At 47.4% G+C, this 25,804-nt stretch carries 20 protein-coding genes and 4 pseudogenes; 10 read left to right on the top strand and 14 right to left on the bottom strand.

The features are described from left to right. Nucleotides 1-10 precede the first annotated feature (10 nt). Nucleotides 11-2,110 (bottom strand): response regulator, encoded by a 2,100-nt coding sequence (locus tag CS022_RS06205; protein ID WP_129121569.1) that lies wholly within the window; start codon nucleotides 2,108-2,110, stop codon nucleotides 11-13. Between the two features lie 124 nt (nucleotides 2,111-2,234). On the opposite strand from CS022_RS06205, the gene CS022_RS06200 reads away from it, so the two are divergent. Together CS022_RS06200 and CS022_RS06195 are read left to right on the top strand one after the other, a co-directional pair. Further along, nucleotides 2,235-2,597 (top strand): response regulator, encoded by a 363-nt coding sequence (locus tag CS022_RS06200; protein ID WP_129121568.1) that lies wholly within the window; start codon nucleotides 2,235-2,237, stop codon nucleotides 2,595-2,597. A 31-nt stretch (nucleotides 2,598-2,628) separates the two neighbouring features. Then, on the top strand, nucleotides 2,629-3,375 hold the full coding sequence (locus CS022_RS06195) for an HD domain-containing phosphohydrolase (protein WP_129121567.1): 747 nt from the start codon (nucleotides 2,629-2,631) through the stop codon (nucleotides 3,373-3,375). Nucleotide 3,376: 1 nt separating this feature from the next. Here the strand turns inward: CS022_RS06195 and CS022_RS06190 are convergent, their stop codons facing one another. Then, entirely contained in the window at nucleotides 3,377-3,997 is a 621-nt protein-coding gene (locus tag CS022_RS06190; RefSeq protein ID WP_201746233.1) for a LysE family translocator, read from the bottom strand. A 260-nt stretch (nucleotides 3,998-4,257) separates the two neighbouring features. Further along, nucleotides 4,258-4,839 carry a TetR/AcrR family transcriptional regulator gene (locus CS022_RS06185; protein ID WP_129121565.1) on the bottom strand — a complete coding sequence of 194 codons (582 nt, stop codon included), beginning with the start codon at nucleotides 4,837-4,839 and terminating at the stop codon, nucleotides 4,258-4,260. A gap of 124 nt (nucleotides 4,840-4,963) precedes the next feature. On the opposite strand from CS022_RS06185, the gene CS022_RS06180 reads away from it, so the two are divergent. Beyond that, nucleotides 4,964-6,007, top strand: coding sequence for an alkene reductase (locus CS022_RS06180; protein ID WP_129121564.1), 1,044 nt, complete (start codon nucleotides 4,964-4,966; stop codon nucleotides 6,005-6,007). A gap of 59 nt (nucleotides 6,008-6,066) precedes the next feature. Here CS022_RS06180 and CS022_RS06175 read toward each other — a convergent pair. The 4 genes and pseudogenes from CS022_RS06175 to CS022_RS06160 all read right to left on the bottom strand — a co-directional run bounded on the left by CS022_RS06175 (nucleotide 6,067) and on the right by CS022_RS06160 (nucleotide 11,303). Then, nucleotides 6,067-7,445, bottom strand: a pseudogene (locus tag CS022_RS06175) (TRAP transporter large permease). After that, the gene (locus CS022_RS06170) at nucleotides 7,442-8,008 is read right to left on the bottom strand and encodes a TRAP transporter small permease subunit (RefSeq protein ID WP_129121563.1); all 567 of its coding nucleotides are present in this window, start codon (nucleotides 8,006-8,008) and stop codon (nucleotides 7,442-7,444) included. Before CS022_RS06170 ends, CS022_RS06175 begins: the two are co-directional and overlap by 4 nt. Nucleotides 8,009-8,088: 80 nt before the next feature. Then, a complete protein-coding gene (locus CS022_RS06165; protein ID WP_129121562.1) occupies nucleotides 8,089-9,195 on the bottom strand; it encodes a TRAP transporter substrate-binding protein in 1,107 nt (368 codons plus the stop codon). A 405-nt stretch (nucleotides 9,196-9,600) separates the two neighbouring features. Beyond that, a pseudogene (locus CS022_RS06160) lies at nucleotides 9,601-11,303 on the bottom strand (pyridoxal phosphate-dependent decarboxylase family protein). A 354-nt stretch (nucleotides 11,304-11,657) separates the two neighbouring features. Between CS022_RS06160 and CS022_RS06155 the strand changes: the two are divergent. The 3 genes from CS022_RS06155 to CS022_RS06145 all read left to right on the top strand — a co-directional run bounded on the left by CS022_RS06155 (nucleotide 11,658) and on the right by CS022_RS06145 (nucleotide 13,854). Then, nucleotides 11,658-12,425, top strand: coding sequence for a sulfite exporter TauE/SafE family protein (locus CS022_RS06155; RefSeq protein ID WP_129121561.1), 768 nt, complete (start codon nucleotides 11,658-11,660; stop codon nucleotides 12,423-12,425). 186 nt (nucleotides 12,426-12,611) lie between these two features. Then, on the top strand, nucleotides 12,612-13,454 hold the full coding sequence (locus tag CS022_RS06150; RefSeq protein ID WP_129121560.1) for an ion transporter: 843 nt from the start codon (nucleotides 12,612-12,614) through the stop codon (nucleotides 13,452-13,454). A 124-nt stretch (nucleotides 13,455-13,578) separates the two neighbouring features. After that, nucleotides 13,579-13,854 (top strand): SelT/SelW/SelH family protein, encoded by a 276-nt coding sequence (locus CS022_RS06145; protein WP_129121559.1) that lies wholly within the window; start codon nucleotides 13,579-13,581, stop codon nucleotides 13,852-13,854. A gap of 16 nt (nucleotides 13,855-13,870) precedes the next feature. Here the strand turns inward: CS022_RS06145 and CS022_RS06140 are convergent, their stop codons facing one another. The 4 genes from CS022_RS06140 to CS022_RS06125 are packed head-to-tail and all read right to left on the bottom strand — an operon-like array spanning nucleotide 13,871 to nucleotide 16,129. Continuing rightward, nucleotides 13,871-14,269 (bottom strand): CBS domain-containing protein, encoded by a 399-nt coding sequence (locus CS022_RS06140; RefSeq protein WP_235869294.1) that lies wholly within the window; start codon nucleotides 14,267-14,269, stop codon nucleotides 13,871-13,873. Next, a complete protein-coding gene (locus tag CS022_RS06135) occupies nucleotides 14,266-14,616 on the bottom strand; it encodes a P-II family nitrogen regulator (RefSeq protein WP_129121558.1) in 351 nt (116 codons plus the stop codon). Before CS022_RS06135 ends, CS022_RS06140 begins: the two co-directional genes overlap by 4 nt. Beyond that, nucleotides 14,616-15,428, bottom strand: coding sequence for a DUF1538 domain-containing protein (locus CS022_RS06130; RefSeq protein WP_129121557.1), 813 nt, complete (start codon nucleotides 15,426-15,428; stop codon nucleotides 14,616-14,618). Before CS022_RS06130 ends, CS022_RS06135 begins: the two co-directional genes overlap by 1 nt. Then, nucleotides 15,425-16,129 carry a DUF1538 domain-containing protein gene (locus CS022_RS06125; RefSeq protein ID WP_129121666.1) on the bottom strand — a complete coding sequence of 235 codons (705 nt, stop codon included), beginning with the start codon at nucleotides 16,127-16,129 and terminating at the stop codon, nucleotides 15,425-15,427. Before CS022_RS06125 ends, CS022_RS06130 begins: the two co-directional genes overlap by 4 nt. A 283-nt stretch (nucleotides 16,130-16,412) precedes the next feature. Here CS022_RS06125 and CS022_RS06120 point away from each other — a divergent pair, with 283 nt between their 5' ends. Continuing rightward, nucleotides 16,413-17,309 (top strand): TIGR01777 family oxidoreductase, encoded by an 897-nt coding sequence (locus CS022_RS06120; RefSeq protein WP_129121556.1) that lies wholly within the window; start codon nucleotides 16,413-16,415, stop codon nucleotides 17,307-17,309. Here the strand turns inward: CS022_RS06120 and CS022_RS06115 are convergent. Both CS022_RS06115 and CS022_RS06110 read right to left on the bottom strand, forming a co-directional pair. Further along, nucleotides 17,306-19,725 (bottom strand): annotated as a pseudogene (locus CS022_RS06115) (ABC transporter permease). The gene CS022_RS06120 and the pseudogene CS022_RS06115 sit on opposite strands and share 4 nt — an antisense overlap. Then, nucleotides 19,722-20,402: an ABC transporter ATP-binding protein gene (locus tag CS022_RS06110; protein ID WP_129121555.1), complete on the bottom strand. Its 681-nt coding sequence runs from the start codon at nucleotides 20,400-20,402 to the stop codon at nucleotides 19,722-19,724. The pseudogene CS022_RS06115 and the gene CS022_RS06110 overlap by 4 nt, the downstream one beginning before the upstream one ends. On the opposite strand from CS022_RS06110, the gene CS022_RS06105 reads away from it, so the two are divergent. After that, nucleotides 20,401-21,015, top strand: a complete 615-nt coding sequence (locus tag CS022_RS06105; RefSeq protein WP_129121554.1) for an arylesterase — start codon at nucleotides 20,401-20,403, stop codon at nucleotides 21,013-21,015. The genes CS022_RS06110 and CS022_RS06105 overlap by 2 nt on opposite strands. Before the next feature lie 547 nt (nucleotides 21,016-21,562). Beyond that, the gene (locus CS022_RS06100; protein ID WP_129121553.1) at nucleotides 21,563-22,417 is read left to right on the top strand and encodes a thioredoxin family protein; all 855 of its coding nucleotides are present in this window, start codon (nucleotides 21,563-21,565) and stop codon (nucleotides 22,415-22,417) included. Between the two features lie 43 nt (nucleotides 22,418-22,460). Here the strand turns inward: CS022_RS06100 and cueR are convergent, their stop codons facing one another. After that, nucleotides 22,461-22,865: a Cu(I)-responsive transcriptional regulator gene (gene cueR, locus CS022_RS06095; protein WP_129121552.1), complete on the bottom strand. Its 405-nt coding sequence runs from the start codon at nucleotides 22,863-22,865 to the stop codon at nucleotides 22,461-22,463. A 128-nt stretch (nucleotides 22,866-22,993) separates the two neighbouring features. On the opposite strand from cueR, the pseudogene CS022_RS28020 reads away from it, so the two are divergent. Continuing rightward, nucleotides 22,994-25,734 (top strand): annotated as a pseudogene (locus CS022_RS28020) (heavy metal translocating P-type ATPase). The last annotated feature ends 70 nt before the right edge of the window (nucleotides 25,735-25,804 follow it).

The raw sequence follows: 25,804 nt of genomic DNA, 5'->3' as shown, positions 1-25,804 counted from the left end.
AACAACGTATTCAGCCCGCCTTATCACGAAGGTGTTTCAAGTGCGACTCAGCAATTGAGAAGTCGAACTTATTAACGGCTTCTTTGAGCTGTCTGAACTCTTCCATTTGGTTAACCCACTCAGGAAGGTCTTTGGAGATATTGGCGAGCTTGTCCTGTGCGCCCACATCATAGTTGTGAAGGCTTTCCTCCAGCTCAAGCAAGCTGTCCATCAGCTTCTGCTCTAGTGGCTCATGTTCCTCAGCCAGCGAAGCAGGTATATCAATATGATCCAAGGTGCTGTTCACGATCTGATTGAAATCCGACAGCGCATGGTTGATGAGATCCATCAGGCCTTGTAATTCCTTGTTGCTGACCTTCTCGCCGTCTTTATATTTTTGCTCGAGCACTGAGGCCATGTCGGCAATTTCTGACGCCCCCACGTTCTCAGCCGTCTCGCGGCATGAATCCATGATATTTTCGCCGCGCTCAGGATCAGTGAGCGCAAAGATCATTTGATCTGACTGGGTATTAAGGAAAGACAGGAGCACTTTGAGGTACTTGGTTTTGTCTCCCCCCAACCGATGCACGCCTTCCCCCAGATTCACACCCGCCACATTATCAACCATCAAATCAAACATGGTATCGTCCAGCGTTGACAGCGATTCTGGTTCGCGACCACTTCCCTCGCTCTCAAGGGAGATTGGCTCCATATCGGGTTCAGCTTGCTCCATCAGAGAACGTTTCATGACCGAAAGAAGCTGCCCGGGAAGGAACGACTTCGTCATTACTGTATGGACCTCAGGCAGTACATGCTGCCGAGCCTCAACAACAACAGGCTCCTTGCCCAACACCATCACGTGATTATCTTCATGCAAATGCTGTTTCAGTTGCTCGAGGGTTTCAGTTCCCCCTTTTTCGAATACCATCTGGTCGATGATGACATGCTGGTACGCAGAAGACGCCTGCAACAAATCCAACGCCCGGCTTTCTGTCTGGCATACCGTTACCGTTGCCCCTGCATTCTCAAGCAATCTTCCAAGAAAATTGTCGAGGGTAATACAAGGGGAAATCAGTAGCACTTCAGCACCAGACATTCTGCCAGTCATATTTTCACGCAGCTTGACCATGCCACTTAAGCCATGCTGGCAACGGACAGTGAACGACAAGGAGTCGACATTCGAATCAATTAGCCCGTAATGTAGGCTACCGCCCATTTTGCTGACCAGTGCCCACGCCTCTTTAAGTTCGTCGTTACCCACTGATGGCTGACCTTCAACGTTACGACGTAAACCGTCGTGATTGATCGTGAACTTAAGCACCAGATCAGTTTCGTGCCTCTCAATGCAGGTCACGCTCATGCTCATTACTTCGGCGGGTTGCATGTCTTTTGGCTTGTCTTCGGGCTGCCATGAGAACACCATAGCAACCAGCTCACGAAGCGTTTTGATATCCATCAGTACTGTGGTGCTGACGTCGGGGTCAATATCCAGAATCAGGGTGTCGTTAGGATGAGCAAAGTTAATTTCAGTCACCATACTGGCGATCAAGGGTTCAAGCTCCATCTCATGCCAGCCGTTAGCTGACTGATGGCTTTTGTCCATGTTGCCATAGAGTTGCTCAGCGGTTGAGCGGATCCGCTTGAGGCACTCTACCTTGTCAGGCGTCACTTCATCTTTCAGCAGCATGTTAGATAATCCCATCAGCGAATTCGCTGTGCGCAGCCGAATATCAGACGAAAAACTGAATGCAGGTACCGGATGGGGTTTCATGTTAAATTCAGGGTTCTTCGGCGCACGTTTGGACTCATATTCATGATCTTCGAGTTTTTCCAAAAGCTTCTGATTACGATTTTTTAATACGCCGACTGCAAGCCCCATCAGCGCAACAAGAATAACAAGTAACACCAACAGAGACTGATCCCCTGCCCACGCCTGATGGCTGCTCCCCGTTCCCTCAGTCGCTGCGACAGCACCGACAGACGGCCAGAAATACAACAATAAAACTGTTGGTAACAATGCCAGTGCTGACATACGTTTTTTTCTCATTATTGTCAGAAAGTACATACCTATCACCCCGGCTGCCACAACATGCCAGTCAAAAGCATGGTAAGTGTCTGAACAGCCTCTCAAAGGGATAAAGCCCCTTGTCTGCCCACTCGAAAAACTCAACTATGAGTCACTAAAATCACTATTGGAACATTGTTAAGAGTAGACCTAGGATTGTAAAAGTGGAAAACAGACCGAGGTTATTCCGATGCCAGAAACAGCAATGGTCGGTGAAAAAAAACCTATCATTTTGGTCGTGGATGATACGCCTGAAAACTTGGTTTATATGACTGAGTTACTGAAAGAAAATTATGAAATTAAAGCCGCAACCAGCGGCCAAAATGCGTTGACAATTTTTGATAGATTTCAGGTTGATTTGATTCTTCTGGATATCGTGATGCCGGATATGGACGGCTATGAGGTCTGCCGCCAGATCAAGGCAGAGAAACGGGTAGACAAGTGCCGATCATTTTTCTCTCTACCAAAGCGGGAATGCAGGATCAGGAGCTTGGTTTCGCAGCCGGGGCCGCTGATTTTATCAGTAAGCGATAAGTGCAGCATTAGCCCGTAGCCGTATAAAGCTTCATCTCGATTATCAAAAGTTGAAGTCACAATCAGGTGAATTTGATTTACCCGATGCCTCTGTCAGTCAGGCGAATGAAGAAAACGATGACGTTGTAAAACGACTGACTGAATCGACAGCTTTGCTTGAAATGACGATCTATGCGCTTGCCCACCTGTGCGAAAAGGAAAACGCATCCGCTAACCATATTTTACGTTTACAACATGTGGTCAAACTGCTGGCAGAGGGAGTACTGCAAGCTGGTAAACACACAGATATTCTCAATCACGATTACATCACCATGCTCTTTCGTTGCACGCCACTTCATCACATAGGGCATGCCGCGATTGTGACTGATAATGGTGATTCTAGTGCTGATAGCAAGAGCGACAGCAGCATCAGCCAAGGGGCAAAACATGCCGAGAGAGGCTATGAAGCATTACGTTGGGCTGAACAGGCATGCGGGAAGTACAAGACGCTATTGAGCGCAGCGAAAGACATGGCGTATTGCCAACATGAACATTGGGATGGGAGTGGCTACCCCAGAGGCCTCAAGGGCGAAGATATCCCGCTAAGCGCAAGGATCTTAGCCGTCGCGATTGAAATGGAAACACTGTTGGATAATGATGCGGAAAACATGTCACCCGATCAAATATCAGCGAAATTAGAAGAGCGAAGCGACCAGCAGCTTGACCCACTTTTAGTCGCTATCGCCATTGAAAAGCAGGCGGATATCCTGCAACTCTTTAATCAGTTTGCCAACATGCCACTGAAGGATACGGCCTAAATTAGCTTTTTGCTAACCAAGCACCTACACCCATCATGGTTGTGCCACCGATACGGTTAATCACTTTCACGTTACTGCTTTTCTGTAACAGATGACCCAGCGTCTTTCCGCCACTTGCATACAACATAAGACAGAGGAACTCAGTGATCAAAATGATACTGACCAGCACACCCATTTGTTCCGCCATCGGCTTTGCTGCGTCAATAAAGGGCGGGAGTAATGACGCCATAAATGCCCAACCTTTCGGGTTTGCAATCGCGGTAATGAAGCCCTGAGAGGCGAGTGCTGTCGGCGACTTCTCTGGCAACTCTTCAGGGTTTTCGGGGATTGCTAACTGCCCTTTTGATTGCCACATCTGAATGCCAAGGTAAATGAGATACGCACCGCCTGCGTACTTTAAAACAACAAACAGCATTGGGTAATTCAACATGACAGCAGCTACACCAACAACCGATGCAATAGCCACCAGCCCAACGCCAATAAGCTCACCCCACATCATATGCATGCTCCGTCTCACGCCAATCGTCATGCCCAGCGTTAAAGACAAGGTCATGCACATACCGGGAGTAATCGAAACTAAGAAGAATGTCGGGATAAATAGGGCAATAACAGTCAAATCCATGGTAAAAGCCACGCTATACCTCTCTTAATAACACGCAGAGTCCAATAGCCAGTTAATCGCCAGTGCGACAAACAATCAAGCACTTTTGATGTATCAATAGTGATAAAAGAACAACTCATAATGCTACCCCTGATTTGCCAGTGAAAAAGGTGCCGTTAAGGAGCAAGGACGCCAATAAGACATCAGAAACAGGGAGTACTCAAAGAAGACCAAACATTGGCGATTCTCCACATTGGAGAATACGATTTATCCTGCAATGTTCAGCGACAGACATCGTCAAATAACTGCGAAGCTAACTCAGCGATAACTCCATCTTCAGGGGCAGTATTGGCGTACGAGCGCAAGCCGTAAATACCCATCACCAAGCTTTGTGCTCTTTGCATGGGGGTTCGCGATCCGTTTACTTCCCCCTTCTCGAGAGCTTGTTGAAAAACATTAGCAAAACCTTGTTGCCAATCTCGAATATTATTGGCGATAAACTTCTCAACATCCGGCGCTTGCGATGCCAATTCACTGAGGGCTTTTTGAGATAAACACACTTTCTCTGAACTGTTACCCGCGCACTCCTGAACGGTGCAGTTAAGATAGCGGCGCACACCATCTAAGATATTCTGATTGCCCTCAAAGTACTGCTGAAAAGCGTCGGCTTTGTCATGGTTATATTGCTCGAGAGCAGCCATGAGCAAGCCTTGTTTATTTTCAAACGCACAGTAGATCGACCCCGGATGTAAGCCCGTTGCCTGTTTGAGATCTTGCATACTGGTTTTGTTGTAACCTTTCTCGATAAAAGCTTTTATTGCAGCCCTTAAGACCTTCTCCCTGTCAAACTCAGCTGTGCGCATGCGTGCTCTCTTTTTGTGATTTTCCGACATTGTAATCAATCTTGAATTGTTGTTCAAAAAAGAAGTTGAATGATTGTTCAAATACGTCTATTTTGAGCAAGCATTCAAATTAGGGAATATGAATATGATTGGGAATTTGTTCCAGCCGTTTGTTCTTAATGAAAAAATCACCTTGAGTAACCGTATAGCGATGGCGCCACTGACACGCTGTATGGCAGATGATGATCTTGTACCAACCCAGCAAATGGCGGATTACTACGCCCGTCGAGCAGATGCAGGTCTCATTATTTCTGAGGCAGCTATTATTCGCTCTGACGGGCAGGGCTATCCCAATACCCCGGGGCTTTTCACTCAAGAGCAAATGAATGGCTGGCGTAAAGTCACAGACGCTGTCCATAAAAATGGCGGTAAAATATTTGCCCAACTTTGGCACACAGGCCGCGTTGCTCACCCGCATTATTACAATGGCGAATTTGCTTTGGGGCCATCGGATGAAGGGTTGCAAGGCTCACTGCCACGTATGCGTCACCTCAGCTACACCAAGCCAAAAGCGGCGACACAACAAGAAATTTCTGAATTGGTGGAAGACTACGCGCAGGCAGCAGCGAATGCTGTCGAGGCCGGCTTCGACGGTATTGAGCTTCATGGTGCTAACGGGTATCTGCTCGACCAATTTATGCATTACAACGTGAATACTCGTGACGATGAGTACGGCGGCTCAGCAGAGAATATGACCCGTTTTCCTCTTGAAGTCGTCGATGCTGTTGCGAAGAGAATTGGCATAGAGCGAACCGCTTTACGGATTTCTCCGGGCGCGTATTTTCTATTAGAAGGCGACCCAAGAGACAGGCAAGTGTTTGAGTATTTATTGAGTGAGCTGCAAAAGCGAGACCTTGCTTACCTCCACATCGGCTTATTCGATGACACGATGGAGTTCGACTACCTAGACGGAAACGCAACAGACTTTGTTCGTCGCAATTACACCAAGACCCTGATGGGTGTAGGTGGCTACAGTGCAGAAACTGGCGAGGCCGCTATTTCGAATAATCGTTTTGATTTAGTTGCTATTGGTCGACCTTTTATCGCCAATCCTGATTACATTGAAAGAGTAAAATCAGGTCAGCCCGTAAAAGATTACAGTGAAGAGATGCTGGCAGAACTCATTTAAACTGCCAAAGCGATGCAACAAAAGAAAAAGGCACTCATAGTGAGTGCCTTTTTGATGAGTTAACCGTAAACCATGTCAGGTAGCCATGTTGCCATCTGCGGCCAGATTGCAAGCATGATCAGAACAAACAGCTGAATCGCGATAAATGGCATGACGCCGCGGTAAATGTCTGACGTCGCAACCGAGTCCGGTGCCACTCCTCTCAAGTAGAACAGCGAGAAGCCAAACGGCGGTGTCAGGAAGGACGTCTGCAGGTTCAGTGCAATCATGATCCAAGCCAGACCGGATCAAGCCCCATGGTCAACAGAATTGGCGCCACAATTGGTACAACCACAAAAGTGATTTCAATGAAGTCGAGGAAGAACCCGAGCAGGAACATCACCAGCATCACTAGCAACATTGCGCCAAATACACCGCCCGGTAGAGACGTCAGAAAATCTCTGACAATATCATCGCCGCCAAAGCCTCGGAAGACCAAGGAGAAGAGCGCAGCACCAATCAGAATCAGAAAGACCATGGCCGTGACTTCGGTGGTCGTCCGCAGCACTTCTTTTAGGATACTCAAGCTAAACATACGCTTGAACATTGCCAACACGATTGCACCGACAGAGCCGACCGACGCCGCCTCCGTTGGCGTTGCAATACCAGACAGAATAGAACCAAGCACCAACACAATAAGCATCACAGGCGGGAACAGGACAGTGATGACCTGAAACCACAATTCCTTACTGACTTTACGTTCCTCTTCGGGAATAGGCGGTACTTTTTCTGGCGATACCATCGCAACCATAATCAGGTAAGCAATATAGAGACACACCAGCAAAATACCGGGCACCAAAGCGCCCAAGAACAAATCACCGACCGTCACGCTGTCAGGCGAATAAATGCCGCGGTCGAGTTGTGACTGTTGGTACGCTGACGAAATCACATCGCCCAGCAATACCAGTACAATCGAAGGAGGGATAATTTGTCCCAATGTGCCAGACGCACAAATCGTGCCTGTGGCTACCTGTGGTGAGTAACCCCGGCGGAGCATAGTAGGCAGAGACAGAAGGCCCATAGTCACTACCGTCGCACCAACAATTCCGGTACTCGCAGCAAGTAACATACCTACCAGGGTTACTGAAATACCGAGTCCACCAGCAAGCCCACCGAATACCTGCCCCATCGTCTCAAGTAAATCTTCGGCGATTTTTGACTTTTCTAGCATCACGCCCATAAAGACAAACAAGGGTATCGCCACTAATAACTCATTCGACAACGTACCCTGAATACGATTTGGAATCGCCTCAAGAAAAACCGGATCAAACGTACCCGTTAGGTAGCCAATACCCGCAAAAATCAGTGCGCATCCCGACAAGGTGAAGGCGACTGGATAACCAATTAATAAAACCCCGAACGTAAACAGAAACAGGGCTAAGGCAAGAAACTCTGTCATAGCGGATGTTCCTCATCATGTTCGTCGAGTAACTTGGCTTCTGACAGATGACCCGTCAGCACCAAAACAGCTTTTAAGGCTTCAGCAGCGCCTTGAATCGCAACCAAAACAGGCATAATTAAAATACTGGTTTTGAACAGGTATCGAGCATCAACCCCACCTGCTTCCTGAGAACCCTCGCGTATCTGCCAAGACAGCTGAACGTAATCCAGCGCGATGTAAAAAATGAACGCACAACTGGGTAAAAGCAGAAGCAGAAAGCCAAATAAATCAATCCAAGCCTTGCGCTTTTCGCTCATCGGGCGATAGAAAATATCGACCCTGACGTGAGCGCCTTTCAATAGGGCATATGAAGCGCCCAACATGATCACGTAATTATGGAAATAAAGAATCAACTCTTGCAGGAAGACGGAGCCTGTGTTGAATGCGTAGCGCATCACAACGACAACAAACGTTATCATTACAACAGCCAGCACAAACCAGGAAACAAAACGACCAATATAATCGCTCAGGCGATTAATCGACCGCACAAAAGACATCAAAAAAGGGGAAGCGGTATCCATGCTACAACTCTTATTAGCAATGAAAGTTGAGAGAGAAAAATGACAGGGCGACAGGCGCCGCCCTGTTTATTTATGACAACTTATTGAGGGTTACGAGCATTAAGCATGGCTTGCTCTGAAATCGCATGCCAGTCAATCGCTTCGGTACGGAAGGCCTTGTAAGACTCGTAGACTTTCTTACTGATTTCATCCGCATTGGCTTCTTCGGCCACTACCGTATCAGCTAATGCCTGAAGCTCGCTCAATACCTCTTTCGGGTAAGGTTTGAGTTGAACGTTATGTTCGTTAACCAAGGTTTTGAGTGCTGCATTATTACGCGCAGTAAACTCGGCAAGCATACTGACGTTTGCCACTTTGGTTGCGGCCAGAACGATTGCCTGGAGGTCTTTTGGCAGTGCTTCAAACGCTTTTTTGTTGATCAGCGCTTCAAGCGTTGTGCCCGGCTCATGCCAGCCTGGGTAATAATAGTATTTGGCCGCTTTGTGAAGACCAAACGCCAGATCGTTGTAAGGACCCACCCACTCTGTTGCATCTATCGCACCAGACTGAAGTGATGGGAAAATTTCACCGCCTGGCAGCAGTACAGGTGTACCGCCAGCACGCTTGAGTACTTCACCGGCTAAGCCCGGAATACGCATTTTCAGGCCTTTCAGGTCATCAATCGTATTGATTTCTTTGTTGAACCAGCCGCCCATCTGAACGCCTGTATTACCTGCAGGCATCGGGATAATACCGAAAGGTTCATAGGCTTCTTGCCAAAGCTCAAGGCCGCCACCGCTGTATATCCAGCCATTCATTTCTTGTGCCGTCAGACCAAAAGGTACTGCAGCGAAAAACTGACCCGCTGGCGCTTTACCTTTCCAGTAGTAGCCCGCACCATGGCCCATTTCAGCCGTTCCGCGAGATACTGCATCAAAAATTTCCAGTGCACCCACCAGCTCGCCCGCACCATAAACTTTGACTTCAAGGCGGCCATCACTCATTTCGGTTATCAAATCAGCGAGCTGATTGGCACCAGTACCAAGGCCAGGAAAGTTCTTAGGCCAAGTCGTGACCATCTTCCAGCTGATTTTTTCCTGTTCTACTTTTGCAGCTTCCGCCGCCTGCTCAGGCTTGTCACCACAACCGGCAACGAATACACCCATAGCAAGCCCCAGCGCGGCTAATATCGATCGACGTTTAAACATGTAAAATCTCCATGATCTTTTCTGACGTTAATTCCACAGCTTGCTCAACGGGGTGAGTGCACGTCCAAGATGTGATACCCGTTCAGGTGCTGTTGTCGACCCTGCGGAAAACTGCATACTTACTGACCACAAGGTTAATAGTTTGTTACACCAACCATAGCCAGACTGCACAAAACTGAATAGTCCATTGATGAGGTTGTTTGAAGCGGGTCAAACAATAAGCAGAAATCAGAGTCAAAAAGGCCTACAGACAGGAAATATCTGATTTTAATCTGTTTGTTATAAAGGAAAGCTGAAAAGCGGGAAAGTAGAGATAAAGTTGCGTTATTTCATTAGACTTTAGTCTAATAAGATTTATATCGGAGAAAAGAAAAGGGAGCGAGAGGCTCCCTTTTTATGCATCAATTAGCGTCGAACAACCATTAGGTTATCAAGGTATGTATCGATGTGTTCACGGCGTGTAGCCGGATTCATGAATACTGCTTTTTCACCCGGAATGTACGCGCAGCTTCCACGCTGTGCATAGTTTGTTAGTGCAATCGATTCAATCCAGTTGGTATAAAGACCGACTTTTCCACGGTTTTTAAAGATATGACGATGATACTCGGTATTTTTCGCCATTCTCGCCATGATTTCAGGATGATGCATACTCTGCTTTTCCAACAGGTACTCTTCATCAGCATTGGTCACTAAATCTCTGTCGTAAATACGGAAGTTAACACTTGGGCCCTGATTTTCAGGAACAACCGTCTTCACCGACGGATCCAACAACAGACGATGACGCATGTAGTTAGCATTTTGCAGGCAGTGAGCAAGTACCGCCTGATACCCCTCCAGCCCCATAAACTTCAGCGCAGAATAAGCGCCGAAAAGACCAGACGCGCCGCGTGAACATTCAATCGTCGACTGAAGGTGTGTGCTGCCCTGAAGATCATCTTCAAAATACGAGAAGTTTGAAGGGTCATTTTCTAGCGCCTTCATGTCTTGCTTGTTCTTGATCATCACCAAGCTCGACGTGTATGGCACGTAACCCCACTTCTGGAAATCGACAGTGAAAGAATCTGCGTACTTCAGCTCACGCATTTTCTCGACAACACTTTCGATGCCTTTGAGCGTTGAGTCATTAATCGCAAGTGGGTTACGTGCAAAGTCGTAATCAATGAAGAACATCATTGACCAACCCACTGCCGCATCAACATGGATATGAGGTTTAACGCTGACGCCGTATTCTTCACACAATCTGTCACGCAGGTCGTGAACAGGCTTAACGCGGTCAATGGCGAAGGTATCCGTTGTCCCCATGGTCAGCATGATGCATGGCACTGCCGTTTTCACCGAGAAGCAAGCGCGCAGGCTAAGCTCGAGGTCATGGAGATCAATATCGTGACTCTGTGTGACTTTGATCCGGATAGTTTTACCCGATAGGTCAACGCCCAGTAAAGACAGGTTGGTCATGTTCGAATAGTGGCCAGCCTGAGAGTTCAGAATCCGATAATCCTGTGAATAGCCAAGGCCATTCACTTTCGCATCCGGTAACGATTTTCTGATCCCCAGCAAATAACCATATAGGTTGCAGAAGGTCCCCCCCTGCGTAAACAACCCGGTCGACTGATCTGGATCGTAACCTACGATATTGGCTATCTGACGCACCACATTTTTCTCAAGGTGCTCAGCCAAACCTGCATACTCACTGTATACAAGGTTAGGGTTTGCCAGTGTTCCCATCATGGCACCGTAGATGCTTGGGTCACATGGCATGGTAATGACATTCTCTACTGAAGAGGGATTTTCCCAGTCTTTCGACATCGCCGCAGCAAACGCCAACACGTCATCAGGTTTCCCGTTTGGACGCGTACGGTGTTTAGGGGTATGAGTATCATTAAGAAGACGATGTTGTAATGCCTGACCATCAGGGTAAGCTGACAGGCGTTCCTCTGGATTTAAGTGCAGCTGACGGAACTGGTTATGCGCGGCAAAGCCGGATCTTTATAAACTGGCCATAACTCGGGATCACGACTGAAAAAGTCGGTAAAAACAGATTGGTATAATTTATCGAACTCCGGATTTACCGCGTTCGCTTTATGGTTTCGTAAGAGTGAAAGATCCATCTAAAAGTCTCTTGCAGAATAGCCAAATACGTCAGCTGTAATGCAATTAGAAAGTGTCGAAAATAGCGCGACAGTGTTTCTTTACAGCCAATAATCATTGGTTGATTATACTGCCTTAAAGAATATTAATTAGGTATAAATTTTAGTATTTTGTCACTTTATTGACTATAAATTTGATTTGACAAAAATGATTAGAATTATGAGCTAAATAAATACAGAGCTTTAAACTAAATATGGCCAGAATATCGATCAAAGTCACCGCGACCGCAAAAGTGCAATAATTCCAAGAGAAATCTGGCATCTCGCAAGGTGCCATGTTATCAAGCCGTTTCGGTTCTCGCTTTGTGGGTCAAAATGGATATTCTCCCCGCGATAGGTCTTTTTCTGGGTTCGCTCGTCGCAAATACATTGTCATCTCTTGCCGGTGGCGGTGCTGGTTTATTACAGCTTCCCTTGCTTATTTTCCTTGGTTTGCCCTTTTCTGTTGCGCTGGCAACTCACAAAGTTGCGTCTGTTGCACTTGGAATAGGCGCAGCAGCAAAACATCTCAGAACGGGCAATCTCGCTCCTCTTTCTGCGATTTATGTCATTCTTGCTGGAGCGACGGGTGTCATTGCAGGCGCTAATCTGATCCTCTTCGTTCCGGGCCCCTTTGCGGAAGCCGCACTCGGAGGCTTCATTATTTTCCTTGGCTTATACTCGCGAACCCAAAAGTCTCTGGGGCAGGAAGCCAACCCCAAAAATCGTCATTTAACTGGTCTAATAATTGGCTGTGTAGGCTTATCGGCAATAGGACTACTCAATGGCTCTCTGACCGCAGGAACTGGACTTTTCGTTACCCTGTTTCTAATTCGCTGGTTCGGCTACGACTACAAACAGGCGGTAGCAATGACACTGGTCTGTGTCGGATTATTTTGGAATGGGCTGGGAGGCCTAACACTTGGCCTTGCAGGTGGCGATATCTACTGGCCGTGGTTACCTGTTCTGCTCGCTGGTTCTGCATTGGGAGGATATCTCGGCGCACACCTAGCAAACAAAGGCAGTAACCGCCTCATCAAGACAGTATTTGAAGTGGTCACCTTTGCTGTGGGCATCAAACTTTTGCTTGGTGTTTGGTTATGAGCATACTCAGTTATTGAAGTTAAAAGCATGGTGTTGAGAAAATACTGACGGCAACCGCAAAAATGCCAACTTGATAATCAGAGAATTACCGACTGAGACTATCTGTCAGGTAACATTTATCCGCTATAGTATCCTGCGCTAACACATTAACCACCAAAATTTATACAAGTAAAAGGATTTACATCAGTGATTTCGTCATTGCACGTCCGTTTGACTGCCATTAATCAACACAGATATTTTCAAGCCTTCACTGTAGCGATCATTATCATCGCAGCTCTGTCTATAGGCGCAAATACGTTTGTATTGCCGGAGGGCGTTAGCCTTGCAATTCACTGGCTGGATCAATTTATCCTGTGGTTTTTTCTTTTTGAAATTGTCATAAAGTTTTTCTCTTACCAAAATAAGCTGGATTTCTTCAAAAGTGGATGGAATTGGTTTGATGCCGCGATTGTAATTGGCAGCTTGATACCCACTGCTGGGCAAGGTGTTCTGATTGCGAGGCTACTCCGAGTATTCAGGGTGTTACGCCTGGTCTCTGCGGTTCCACAGCTGAAACTGCTGATTAATGCACTTTTTAAATCCATTCCAAAGATGGGTTATATCGCAGTATTAATGTTCATCATTTTCTATATCTATGCAGTGATAGGCAGCCTCGTTTTCTCTGATATTAACAGTGTGTTGTGGGGCGATGTATCCATATCCATGCTGACCTTGTTTCGTATTGCTACGTTCGAGGACTGGACCGACGTCATGTATGAGACCATGGCGGTGTACTCCACCAGTTGGCTTTATTACCTAACATTTATCTTCCTTACGGCCTTTGTGTTTTTGAATATGATGATTGGTGTGGTGATTGAAACCATGACAGCTGAACACGCTTTGGCAGAGCAAGGCGAAGAAGATGATGTCACTGTGGCCGCACAAAAAAGCGAACCAAGACAAATACTGGCGACACATCAACAAATTGAGCATCTTCAAAACGAGCTGAGTGAAATAAAAGCCCTGCTACAGCAGAAAAGCAGCAGCTAATCATTAAAGAAGTCGCACTCGACGACGGTTACTGACACAAAATCCGCCATTGAGTGCTTATTGAATTTACGTTTGCTGTTTCTCTCACAGCAGACCATGGCCAAAAAGCGGAAAGCATAGAAACATGGAAAAAGTATCAATCGATATTCACTACTGCCGCCAGTGTAACTGGATGCTAAGAGCAAGCTGGATGATGCAGGAACTGCTCTCCACCTTCAGCGAAGAAATGGGCCGCGTATCACTCCACCCAGATACAGGCGGACGATTCGAGATCCTTTGTAATGGAGAAACAATCTGGGAGCGCAAGAAAGACGGCGGCTTCCCGGATGCTAAGGTTCTGAAACAAAGAGTCAGAGACCACTTTTATCCAGAAAAAGATCTGGGCCATATCGACCGTTGAATATCAACTCGAGAGTTCAGTCGTTTAACATTCCGAACATCACAATCGTGTTATAGCTGACCATCCCCAATATTTCGCCATTGTCGATGACAGGTGCTCGACTGATGCCAAAACGTTCAAAAAGCCGAGCACAATATTTCACCTGCATGTCGGGCACCACTGACAGTGCAGGTTTAGTCATGATCTCATACACATTGACACGGCTTGGTGACTTATCTTTAGCAAGCACCTTCTTGGCAATATCATTCATTAATACAAGGCCATACTCGTCGTTTTCATCACGTTTGTTAACGATAAGCGCTTTAACCTCTTTTTCACGGGCGATACGAATAGCATCTTCAACTGTCGTCATCCCCTCGACCAATACGAAGCTATCAGCCATGACATCTCTGACTTTTTTGGCACTGTCAGTCATATCTCTTCCTTAATTTTATTTCTTAACTCTTCAACCTGATGTGCCACACCCACTGCATCTTCGACATCCAGCTGAACGGCAATACCCTTGCCAGACGTCGTGTCAAACTCACCTGCCAGGTTGATAGTCTCTAGAATGCTTCTTGCCAAGTGCTCCTCCACCAAAAACAATACAACATCCCTCTGTACATCGAGTGTCAGACCAAAAAAGGTTTTTTTCTTGGTCAAGCCTTCACCACGGGCGTTATTAATCACCGTTGCGCCCGTTGCGCCGGCATCTCTCGCTGCATCTAACACTTCGTCGGTTTTCGAATCTTCGATAAACGCGACAATAAGCTTAAACCGCATCAGGAATCTCCCGTTTTTTGTGCGCTGATCTTATCGCTAACCTGAGCCATTTTCTCCGTGATCTGCGCATACCCCATCACAGTGATCATAGGAAAAAGGCTGGCAAATGCGATAAGACCAAAGCCATCTATCATAGGGTTTCTGCCCGGAACAGTAGAAGCAAGGCCGAGCCCAAGCGCGGTTACCAGCGGTACTGTCACGGTAGAAGTAGTCACGCCGCCAGAGTCGTAGGCAAGCGGAACAATAAACTTTGGTGCAAAATAGGTTTGAATCACCACCAGCACATAACCAGCGATGATGTAGTAATGAATGGGGTCGCCAGCAACAATACGGTAGCTGCCAAGTGAAATGCCTATAGCAACACCAAGCGCAACAGATAAGCGCAAACCATTGGCATGAATTGCGCCGCCGGAAACCTGTGCCGCTTTAATCGAGACAGCAATTAGCGACGGCTCAGCGACTGTGGTGCTAAACCCTATCGCCGCGGCAAATATGTACACCCAGTAGTAATCACTCCAATCCAAATTTTTCGGGATCAGGCCATTTTCGCCGAACAGAAACTCGGGCGCAGTTAGCTGAATCGCCATCGACTCCCCGAGTGGGAACAGCGCCAGTTCAAGGCCAACAAGAAAGAGTGACAGGCCAATTAAAACGTAAAAGAAACCTAGAATAACTCTGCCCAAGTGCGGAACAGGCTGCCTGAGAATTGCAAATTGGAAACCGAAAATGATGCATACGATGGGGATCACGTCGCGCACCGTCGTCAATACAGTTTCAGCGATGAGGGGCAGTAACTCTGAAAATACACTCATGCGACGACCATTCCATAGATCATCACAAATATCATCGGAAGCAGCGAAGCGAAAGCTATCAGGCCAAATCCATCAATCATCGGATTGCGGCCTTTAATCACAGTAGACAGACCAACACCTAAGGCAGTTACGAGAGGAACCGTGATGGTTGATGTGGTGACACCACCCGAATCATACGCAATACCAATGATGGCCTCTGGCGCAAAAAGCGTAATGATTACGACGAGAATATAACCGGAAATAATCAGGATATGGATGGGCCAGCCTTTGAGGATACGAAACACGCCCAACATAATGGCGAAGCCGACAGAGAGTGCGACAGTGATCCTCAATCCCATCGCGTAATTTTCTTTCACATCGACAGTGTTACTTATCATACCCCCACGAGCAGCAACATCAGCCGCCACACCGGATACTGCCGTCAATGCTGGCTCAGCGATGGTGGTGCCAAACCCCAATAGAAATGCGAACACCATCAACCAAAACACACTGCCTTTACGAGCAAGGGCATGTGCCAGTGTTTCTCCTATCGGAAACAACCCCATCTCAAGGCCAAAGATGAAAAAAGTCAGGCCGAGAACAACCAGCACTAGCCCGACCATGATTGATAGCCAGTCAGGCAAAGGTTGTTTCAAAACAAACACCTGAAAAAAGCCGATCACAACGATAATAGGAAGAAGATCTTTAAAGCTTCCTAGCATGGATTTCACAAGTGCTGAAAAGTCGCTCAAGGTTACTGCTGCTCCCGATACCTCAAATAACCAACGCCACCGAGAAGTTTTTTCATCTCATTCAGATCAAAACATTGATCTTGCGACGTATTGCTATCGAATTCAGTGTCTATTATGACAATCGACCATATCAGAGCAGGATATAAAATAGAGTGACTAAAATTGCAGGTATGAAAAATTCGCATCGCCATCAGCGCTGTGGATGTTAATACTTAACATTGTCACAGCCTGGTTTATTTTTTTGGATTGAACAATGCGTATATTGCTTACTGGCGGCACCGGCCTGATTGGCCGTCAATTGACTAAACGACTCGCTGACCACCAACTGACTGTGTTGACGCGGAATATTTCCCGAGCAAGACAACAGTTTCCTGAAGATGTCAGCATCATCGACTCTCTCAATCACCTTGATAACTTCGATGGCTTTGATGCTGTTATCAATCTAGCTGGTGAGCCCATCGTTGATAAACGTTGGTCAGAACACCAAAAAGGTGTGATCAGTACCAGTCGCTGGGGATTGACTGAACAACTGGTTGAAAAATTTCAGGCCAGCTCAAATCCGCCGCATACGTTTATCAGTGGCTCAGCTGTCGGCTACTACAGCGATCAGAAAGATAAAGTTCTCGATGAATCCGTTACCGTAGATGCGCATGACTTCGCCCATCAGCTGTGTGCAAATTGGGAGAGAATTGCCGGTAAAGCGGCCTCTGACAAGACGCGAGTGTGTATTCTTCGCACAGGAATTGTGCTGAGTGCCGACGGCGGCGCGATGACAAAAATGCTGTTGCCCTACAAACTTGGTCTGGGAGGCCCAATTGGCAGCGGCAGTCAGTTTTTTCCGTGGATCCACATTAATGACATGGTGGAAGGCATTGTGTTTTTGCTTGACCATGAAGACCAGAGCGGTCCTTTTAACCTCAGTGCACCTAATCCAGTGACGAACAAAGAATTCAGCCAAACGCTCGCCAAAACCTTAAAGCGCCCACATATCTTATTCACCCCCGCTTTCGCCATCAAACTTATGTTGGGTGAAGCTGGGCAATTGTTGCTTGATAGCCAACGGGCAATTCCAAAAGCGTTAACCGATGCCGGGTACCAATTCAGATTTCCTGAATTGGCCCCAGCATTACAAGATTTGCTAAAGAATTAGTTTTTCAGCGGTTGAAGCAGTTGCCTGATCATCATTGCAACCGTGATGAACACGAGCGCAACCGCAAGCGGTGGAAGGCTTAACCAAACCTCGGGGTGGAATCTGACAGGCAGTTCCACGCCCCACTTCAGTAAGCTTGCCATTGCCAGCTCTGCGCCACCGACTGCCATGCACCCAGACACCAATGCCATGATGCCGTACTCAGCCCACAACGTCGTATTGATTGACTTACGGCTCGCACCCAGCGTGCGATAAAGCATGATCTCTCGCGCCCGCTCCGCCAGACTGATTCGAAGCAAAGTCAGCAGCAATAGTAAACCACTCACAACGGCAAGCCCCGCCAATACAGACAAAGAGAGACTTATCTGGCCAAGAATGAGCTGAATACGTCCACTCATGCTGCGAAGGTCAAGCAGGGTGACTGTCGGGAACTGACGACCCAATTCATTGATGATCCCGCTTTGTTCATCGCCAAGCCGGAAACTTATCAGCCAATTAGCGGGCAACTTGTCCACCAGACTCGGGGCGAAGATGAAGTAGAAGTTGGGTTTCATATTCCGCCATTCAACCTCCCTTACAGAGTTGATGGTAGAATCGAACCGCTGGCCATTGACCATGAAAGTTAGCGTGTCACCAAGCTCAAGACCAAGGCGAGCAGCGATCCCCTGCTCGACCGACACACCGCCTTCAGACGGCCAATCACCCTCAATAAGTGCATTGTGAGTAGCAAGGTTTCACGCCATGTCAGGTTAAGCTCCCGGCGTAGCGATTCATCTCTTCCCTGACCATCACCATCGCTGGTCGCATAATCTTCGCCGTTTTTAGCAACAAGACGCCCACGGATAATCGGATAGGCCTCTGAGCGCTCAAGCCCACCTTTGTCAATGAGAGAGACATAATCATCCAACTCATTCTCGGCAATATTAATAGCGAACACGTTCGGTGCGTCCGCTGGAAGTGTGTTCTGCCAATCATCCAGTAAATCTGTGCGAAGTAACCAGATTATCGACAACAGCATAAACGATGTTGCAAGCGCACCAAGTTGGGCACCACTGGCCGCGGGGTTTCGGGTAATGCGGCTCAATGCAAGACGCAGAGATGGATGAGTAATATGTCGTCTTGCGAGACCAAGTATACCGACTCCCATCGCCGCCAACAGGCTGAGCATCAGTACCAGTGCAGCCAGCACTAACCACATCAGACGGTTGTCGTAAGACCACGCAATCAAAGCGACACATGGAATCGCAGCCAGCATCCAGCTCCAAGGGTTTTTCGACACAGGTGGCAGTGCCTGCGCCTGAAGCACAGAAATGGCAGGCGCATTAATCAGCCTGATGAGAGGGATACCCAATGCAGGCAAGGAAACCAACACAGCTACCAACGGACCGAGAACCCAGGGCATGATGCCGTAATCGGGTAGCGGGTCAGGCAAAACATCTGTTAAAGGTAGACGTAGCAAGTATTCTAGCGCCGCACCAGATGCAAGGCCGATAGCGATCGCCAGCGAGAACATCATCACCAGTTGACGCATCAACCACGATCGGACCCAGCCTTTCCTTGCGCCGAGACTTTTCACCATTGCGAGTACATCAGTTCGACTATCTACATAATGCTGGCTGGTGAGCAACAAGGTACCTGCAGCCATGATAATGACCAGCACAACAGTGAGTGATAGGTAACCACGGCTCCTGTCCAGCATATCGCCAGTACGACCACTGTCATTTTCATCAATCCAACTGTAACCCGGTAGATCGGGGACAACGGCTCTCACATCACTCAATGCTGATTCGCTGCCGCGGAACAAATAGCGATAAGAGACGCGACTGCCTGGCCTTACAACTCCAGCTTCTTCCACTTGGTCTTGGTGCATCAGCACCGCTGGCATCTGGCTAAACGGGTTAAACGACAATTCTGGTTCAGAAACAATTTTTCCAGACACGGTGAGCGTAACATCACCGATATCGACACTGTCTCCAATTTTCACATCCAGTAATGCGAACAAACGCTCGGCAAGCCAGAGTTCACCCGGCTTCACAACGTTTTGCATCCCTTGCCCCTGTAATTCGAGGTCACCACGGAGCGGGAAGTTGTTGTCGACGGCTTTCGCACTGACAAGCTGCATCTTGTCTTGGCTGAATGCCATCGTGCCAAAACGGGTCTGAACTGATTGATCGACGTCTAGTGAGTCTAGCTTCGCTGTTAATTCTGGAGGGAGAGGTTCAGAAGTTCTTAGAATCAAATCAGCAGCAATCATTGCCCTGCCCTGCTGGGTCAGGCCTTGCTCGATGCGGTTAGCTAATGCGGAGAGGGCAAAGACGCAGGCGATGATGAGAGCGAGAGCGGCGACTATTGGCCACAGCTGACCGTGAAATAGCTCCCTCCATGCCCACCGCCAAATCAAAGAAGGCTTTTTCATACTGCTTCCTCCACGATTCGACCCGCATTAATTTGCAAAGTACGGTCACATCGTTCCGCTAGCGCAGGGTCATGAGTGACAAGTACCAGCGTCGTCCCATGGTCGCGGTTAAGTGAAAACAAGAGTTCAATAACCGTTTCGGCGGTATGCTGGTCAAGGTTACCTGTTGGTTCATCCGCGAACAGCACTTTGGGTTTGGACATAAATGCTCTCGCCAACGCGACACGTTGCTGCTCACCGCCTGACAGCTGAGACGGAAGGTGTGTTTCCCGGCTCGCCAGCCCAACAGAACGAAGTAGTTCACTGGCGCGTTCGCTATCCTCTGCTTCACCGCGAATTGTTGCGGGTAGCATGACGTTTTCGAGTGCGGTTAACGAAGGCACCAGCAAAAAGCTTTGGAAGACGAAGCCGATTGAACTCGCTCGCAAAGCTGCACGTTGCTCATCGTTTAGACTGGCTAAAGGCTCACCCAGAAGCTCAATATCTCCGGTAGTCGGGACGTCTAACCCAGCAAGTAATGTCATCAATGTAGACTTACCTGCGCCAGAAACTCCCATTAAAGCAATACTTTCCCCTTGCTCGACCTGAAGCGAAACATCCTGCAGAATGGTCAAAGGTTGTGCATGTGTCTCTACCTGTTTTGAAACGTTATCAACCCTGATTACCGGAGTGTTCATGTTAAAAGTCCTTTATGTTTGTATTTTGTTTTTCTCTTTCAATGCTTTGGGGCAGACCGTGATGGTACTCGGTGACAGCCTAAGCGCTGGTTATCAGATGCCCATAGAGAAGAGCTGGCCAACCTTGATGGAACAACGCCTGCAAAACGAAGGTCAGGTAGAAAAAGTAGTCAATGCCAGCATTTCTGGCGATACCACCGGGAATGGCTTAGCGAGACTTCCTGCCCTTCTTGACACCTATCAGCCAGACTGGGTGCTCATTGAGCTCGGTGCCAATGACGGCCTGAGGGGTTGGTCACCTGATTTAATACGTAAGAACCTGACACAGCTGATCAATTTAAGCCAGCAAAGCGGGGCCAAAGTCGCAATAATGCAGATTGAAATTCCACCTAACTATGGAAAAAGGTACACCAAGGCGTTTTCGGATATCTACCCTGAATTAAGTAAAGAAATGAAAATCCCACTCATTCCTTTCTTTATGGAAAAAGTGGTATTAACGCCGGGATGGCTTATGGCTGACGGCCTTCACCCCAAAGAAGTTGCACAACCCTATATTGCCGATTTTGTCGCAAATAAAATGACTCTTTTGCTCGAAAACAGCGATAAGAAATAAATTTATTTTGCTATCTTTTTACCCGCGAATATTTAGCTGACAAGATTAATCGCAAGTAATTGATAAGTAACGCTTTAGTAAGGATAATAGATATGGCTCGCAACAATTGATAGAAAACGGTGAAAGTTTGCGATCATATTCTTGTAATAATCGGAACCTAAGATAAATCATCAACGTGAAAACCTCTCCCTTTGATGTTCTTTTGCACAGTCGGAGAGAGTGTTCAGGCGGTAGATAAAAAAACGATAAGTCTTATTGGAGTCAGCCGAATGTCCCTCAGACAGCTCAATTGGCTCTGTTTATGCCTGACCTTAGCTGTGTTGCTTGTTATCTAGCTCCACCAAAAGTGTCATAAACACGAGCAGGAATGCGCAAAAGCCACCCAACTCTGAGGTGGCTTTTGTGTTTCTGGTATCTTGTAACACACTCTGAAGATGGCTTTATCTCTCATACCGACAACTGTGTGACAAACAAGGGCATTATCATCTTGAATTTTCTTTACTTGCCCCCCACATTTTAGGTATTCCCACATATTCAAGGTCACGCTATGGAAAACAATCATCTTATCGACCTTACGGAACAAAATGCGCATCAAGTGCTGGAGAGTTCGCGTAACGCCCCTGTCTTATTTTATTTCTGGGCCAACATGAGTCCGGAAAGTCTCGATATGAAGCCTCTCGTCGAGAAGCTGGCCGCTCAGCATGCAAGTCACCTCACCGTGGCAATGGTAGATTGTGAGCAGCAGCAGATGCTTGCAGCCCAGTTTGGTATCAGAGCCTTGCCGACAATGGCATTATTTGACAACGGAAAACCTGTTGACGGGTTGATGGGCCCACAGAGCGAAGATGCGGTCCTTGAGTTTTTAGATAAATATTTACCTAACCAAGCAGAGCTGGCTTTCAAAGAAGCACTAGAAAAGATGGATCAGGGTGAATATTCCGAAGCACTGACCATACTCAAAACTCTGGAAGCTGACCTTGGCGAGTCTGGTGAATACAAACTTACCCTTGCTGAGTGTTTGATAGAGACCAAACAATTTGATCTTGCTGATGCAACCTTGGCAACAGTGTTAATGCAAGATCAAGATGCCCGATACAAATCACTGACGGCGAAAATCGAATTGTACCGTCAGTCTGCTGATTCACCCGAAGTGCGTAAGCTTCAGGAGGCGTATGACGCCGATCCAGAAAACGATGACTTGGCGTTTGACTTGGCGGTTCAGCTCAATCAGGTAGATAAACATGAAGAGGCACTTGAGCTTTTGATGAAGCTGATAAGAAAAGACCTTAACTTTGCCGATGGGCAGGCAAAGAAAACCATGATGGATATCTTGTCATCTCTGGGACAGGGTAATGAGATTGCGAGTAAATTCCGCCGACAGCTTTACGCATTGCTTTACTGAGTAAGAAAAAGCCCTCAACAGAAAAGCGCCATCAGGCGCTTTTCTACTTTTCCGCCTTCCCAGACTCGGTTAAAGCATCAATAATCGGACAACAACTACTATCATCACCAGGGCAGATATCAACGAGTGCTTTCAGACTTTTCTGCATTGCTTTGAGTTCTTCTATTTTTTCATCAATCGCACTGAGCTTTTCTTTGGCTTTGCTTTTCACATCTGCACTCTTGCGGTTTGGGTCACGTGAAAGTGCGATCAGCTCCCTGCATTCCTCAAGCGAAAAGCCAACCATACGCGAGCGTTTAATCATTAAAAGCTCGTTGATGTGCTGTTGGTTGTAAGCACGATATCCGTTCTCACTTCTATCAGGTGCACTCAGAATCGCCTTTTGCTCATAAAAACGAATCGTTTTTGACGGTAACCCGGTTAACTGGGCAACTTCATTAATCTTCATAAGATGGACTCTAACACTATTGACCTTACAGTTAGTGGAAGGTTTATGATGAAAAGTATGAGGGTAAAACATCACAAATAAAAGCCTCCAATCAGAAGACAAAGCATCAAACCGACAAGGACAACAGGATGTCAGAGACCAAAGACCAACTATCATCAGTTGCTCAAGACTCGATAAACACTTTCGAGATACCGCTTGCTGGCCTTAGCTGCATGGGTTGTGCAAAAAAAGTCTCGAATGCGGTCAACGCGATTGCAGGTGTAACGGGTGTTCGTGCAGATAAAGATTCCATGTCAGTCACCGGAAAGATCGCATTGAACGAGGTTTTTGGCGCTGTCGACAATCTTGGTTATACCGCTGGTCATCATGTTTCTCTGACTCTTTCGGGTTTACGGTGCGGAAAATGCGTGGCAAAACTGACTAAAGCATTCGATGATAATCCTTTTATTGCCTCCCACGACGTATCGAAAACACAGGCTGATGTGAGAGGGGTATTGGCAAAAGACGACGTCATTTCAATCATTGATGCTGCCGGCTATCAAGTGGTGCTGATGCGAGGTGTTAACAGAGCAAGAAAAAGATGTTTCACCTGTCTATAAACCAGATATATCGACTTCAGATAACGCCCAAGTAAACCTAAAAACCGATACGGCCAATCAACTTATTCTGACCGGAATGACTTGTGCCAGCTGCGTTTCTTCTGTCGAAAAAGCGCTCACCGCTGTTAATGGCGTGACGTCTGTTAACGTCAATCTCGCCGAGCGAACTGCTCAAGTAAAAGGGCAAGATGTCAGTGCGGACTCTTTAATTAACGCGATTATTGATGCTGGTTATGGTGCAGAACTCATTGAGGATGATGTAACCCGACGCGAGAAACAGAACCAGCAGCAAGCGGAGATTTATCAACGTCACTTAAAGCATGCGCTTATCGCATTGGGCGTAGGTATCCCTTTGATGTTATGGGGTGTATTTGGCGGCAGTATGACCGTGAACTCCACGACCAGCCAAATAAGCTGGGGCATCATTTCTTCAATTTGCTTCGCCTTGCTCGCCACCACAGGAAAAGCCTATTTCAAGGGCGCATTCAACGCCATTCGACATCGCAGAGCCAATATGGATTCACTGATTGCTCTCGGTACAAGTGCAGCATGGCTATATTCCACCGTTGTCGTTCTCGCACCCGCTTTTTTTCCAGAGTCCGCTCGTCATGTTTATTTTGAAGCAACGGCAATGATTCTCGGCTTAATAACACTGGGGCATGCGATTGAGGCCAAGGCCCGCGCCTCAGCATCTTCTGCGCTGGATAAGTTATTAGATTTACAACCTGTGACGACAACACTGGTGACAGATTCAGGCGAAAAGGAGATCTCTCTGAAAGAAGTCACTGTAGGTGTGGCTTTACGCATCTACCCGGCGAACGCATTCCAGTAGATGGAAAAGTTTCCGAAGGTGAAAGCTACATTGACGAATCGATGTTAACGGGAGAGCCGATCGCTGTTCACAAACGCTCGGGCGACAACCTAAGTGCTGGCACGCTGAACCAGAAAGGTAACCTAGTGATGATCGCAGAAGGCGTAGGTGAAAACACCATGCTGGCAAGGATCATCCATCTTGTTCGTGAAGCTCAAAACAGTAAACCCGCACTTGCTAAAATGGCCGATAGCATCTCAGCGGTCTTTGTACCTGTTGTTATTGCCATCTCAGCGTTCACGGCGCTGGTTTGGTATATGATAGGGCCAGAGCCAACCGTCAGCTACATGCTAATCACTGCGACCACGGTGCTGATCATCGCTTGCCCTTGTGCATTGGGTCTGGCCACACCGATGTCTGTTATAACTGGCGTTGGCAGAGCGGCCGAGTTGGGTATATTGATTAAAGATGCGGAAGCCATTCAGCATGCAGCAAAAGTTGATACTGTCGTGCTCGATAAAACAGGTACCCTGACAGAGGGCAAACCGTCCATTACTTCTATTTACCCGCTTAATATCGAGGAAACCGAGCTTCTCACTCTTGCAGCGAGTATCGAAAAAGGATCTGAGCATCCGTTAGCAACGGCTGTAATCAGCTATTCCGAAGACAAAGGCATCCAGCCCGTAGCAGTCGAGAATTTCACTGCTGTACCTGGTCAGGGCATCAGCGCCAGCATGAATTCGAAACGCTTTTTTGTTGGCAATAAAGCACTACTTTCCGCCAACAATATTGATTGTCAGCATGCTGAGAGCCTCGTAACCGAAATGACAGAGAACGGAGAAACCCCAGTATATGTGGCAGATTCTCGGCGTGTTCTCGGACTTTTGGGTATCAGCGATCCCATTCGCAGTGATTCCCCGTCAGCTGTGTCGCGATTGATTACCTCAGGTATTCATGTGGTGATGCTAACGGGTGATCATCCGTCAACGGCCAATGCCATTGCTAGTCAGCTCGGTATTGTTCACGTTATTGCGGGAGTCATGCCGGATGGCAAAGAAGCAGAAATCAGAAAACTTCAACATCAGGCAAAACAGTCGCCATGGTGGGTGACGGCATTAACGACGCTCCGGCATTAGCACGAGCCAACGTGGGGATTGCAATGGGTGGCGGCAGTGACGTCGCCATTGAAAGCGGACAAATGACCTTAATTCGTCATTCTGCAAACTCCGTAGTTGATGCGCTGGCCGTGTCTAAAGCCACCATTACGAATATGAAGCAAAACCTTTGGGGCGCATTCATTTATAACGCTTTCGGTATACCCATCGCTGCTGGTGTGCTGTTTCCGCTGACGGGATCCCTACTCAGCCCGGTTATCGCTGGCGCAGCGATGGCGCTGTCCTCTATTACTGTTGTCAGCAATGCAAATCGACTGCGTTGGTTTACCCCAAAGCAAGGTTAATCAAAATAAATCATTTCGAGCCGGAGGGTTAAGCCCGAAAATATGGACACAAGTCACTACAATCGACTCA

The sequence above is a fragment of the Veronia nyctiphanis genome, from assembly GCF_004116385.1.
Taxonomy (GTDB): domain Bacteria; phylum Pseudomonadota; class Gammaproteobacteria; order Enterobacterales; family Vibrionaceae; genus Veronia; species Veronia nyctiphanis.
This window is presented reverse-complemented; position numbering and strand designations above follow the sequence as displayed.

What these genes read in the sequence shown, in the direction of transcription:
- CS022_RS06200 (WP_129121568.1), top strand. Translation starts at nt 2,235, where the DNA reads ATGCCAGAAACAGCAATGGTCGGTGAAAAAAAACCTATCATTTTGGTC.
- CS022_RS06190 (WP_201746233.1), bottom strand. Translation starts at nt 3,997, where the DNA reads ATGGATTTGACTGTTATTGCCCTATTTATCCCGACATTCTTCTTAGTT.
- CS022_RS06185 (WP_129121565.1), bottom strand. Translation starts at nt 4,839, where the DNA reads ATGCGCACAGCTGAGTTTGACAGGGAGAAGGTCTTAAGGGCTGCAATA.
- CS022_RS06180 (WP_129121564.1), top strand. Translation starts at nt 4,964, where the DNA reads ATGATTGGGAATTTGTTCCAGCCGTTTGTTCTTAATGAAAAAATCACC.
- CS022_RS06170 (WP_129121563.1), bottom strand. Translation starts at nt 8,008, where the DNA reads ATGGATACCGCTTCCCCTTTTTTGATGTCTTTTGTGCGGTCGATTAAT.
- CS022_RS06165 (WP_129121562.1), bottom strand. Translation starts at nt 9,195, where the DNA reads ATGTTTAAACGTCGATCGATATTAGCCGCGCTGGGGCTTGCTATGGGT.
- CS022_RS06155 (WP_129121561.1), top strand. Translation starts at nt 11,658, where the DNA reads ATGGATATTCTCCCCGCGATAGGTCTTTTTCTGGGTTCGCTCGTCGCA.
- CS022_RS06145 (WP_129121559.1), top strand. Translation starts at nt 13,579, where the DNA reads ATGGAAAAAGTATCAATCGATATTCACTACTGCCGCCAGTGTAACTGG.
- CS022_RS06140 (WP_235869294.1), bottom strand. Translation starts at nt 14,269, where the DNA reads ATGACTGACAGTGCCAAAAAAGTCAGAGATGTCATGGCTGATAGCTTC.
- CS022_RS06135 (WP_129121558.1), bottom strand. Translation starts at nt 14,616, where the DNA reads ATGCGGTTTAAGCTTATTGTCGCGTTTATCGAAGATTCGAAAACCGAC.
- CS022_RS06130 (WP_129121557.1), bottom strand. Translation starts at nt 15,428, where the DNA reads ATGAGTGTATTTTCAGAGTTACTGCCCCTCATCGCTGAAACTGTATTG.
- CS022_RS06125 (WP_129121666.1), bottom strand. Translation starts at nt 16,129, where the DNA reads ATGCTAGGAAGCTTTAAAGATCTTCTTCCTATTATCGTTGTGATCGGC.
- CS022_RS06120 (WP_129121556.1), top strand. Translation starts at nt 16,413, where the DNA reads ATGCGTATATTGCTTACTGGCGGCACCGGCCTGATTGGCCGTCAATTG.
- CS022_RS06105 (WP_129121554.1), top strand. Translation starts at nt 20,401, where the DNA reads ATGTTAAAAGTCCTTTATGTTTGTATTTTGTTTTTCTCTTTCAATGCT.
- CS022_RS06110 (WP_129121555.1), bottom strand. Translation starts at nt 20,402, where the DNA reads ATGAACACTCCGGTAATCAGGGTTGATAACGTTTCAAAACAGGTAGAG.
- CS022_RS06100 (WP_129121553.1), top strand. Translation starts at nt 21,563, where the DNA reads ATGGAAAACAATCATCTTATCGACCTTACGGAACAAAATGCGCATCAA.
- cueR (WP_129121552.1), bottom strand. Translation starts at nt 22,865, where the DNA reads ATGAAGATTAATGAAGTTGCCCAGTTAACCGGGTTACCGTCAAAAACG.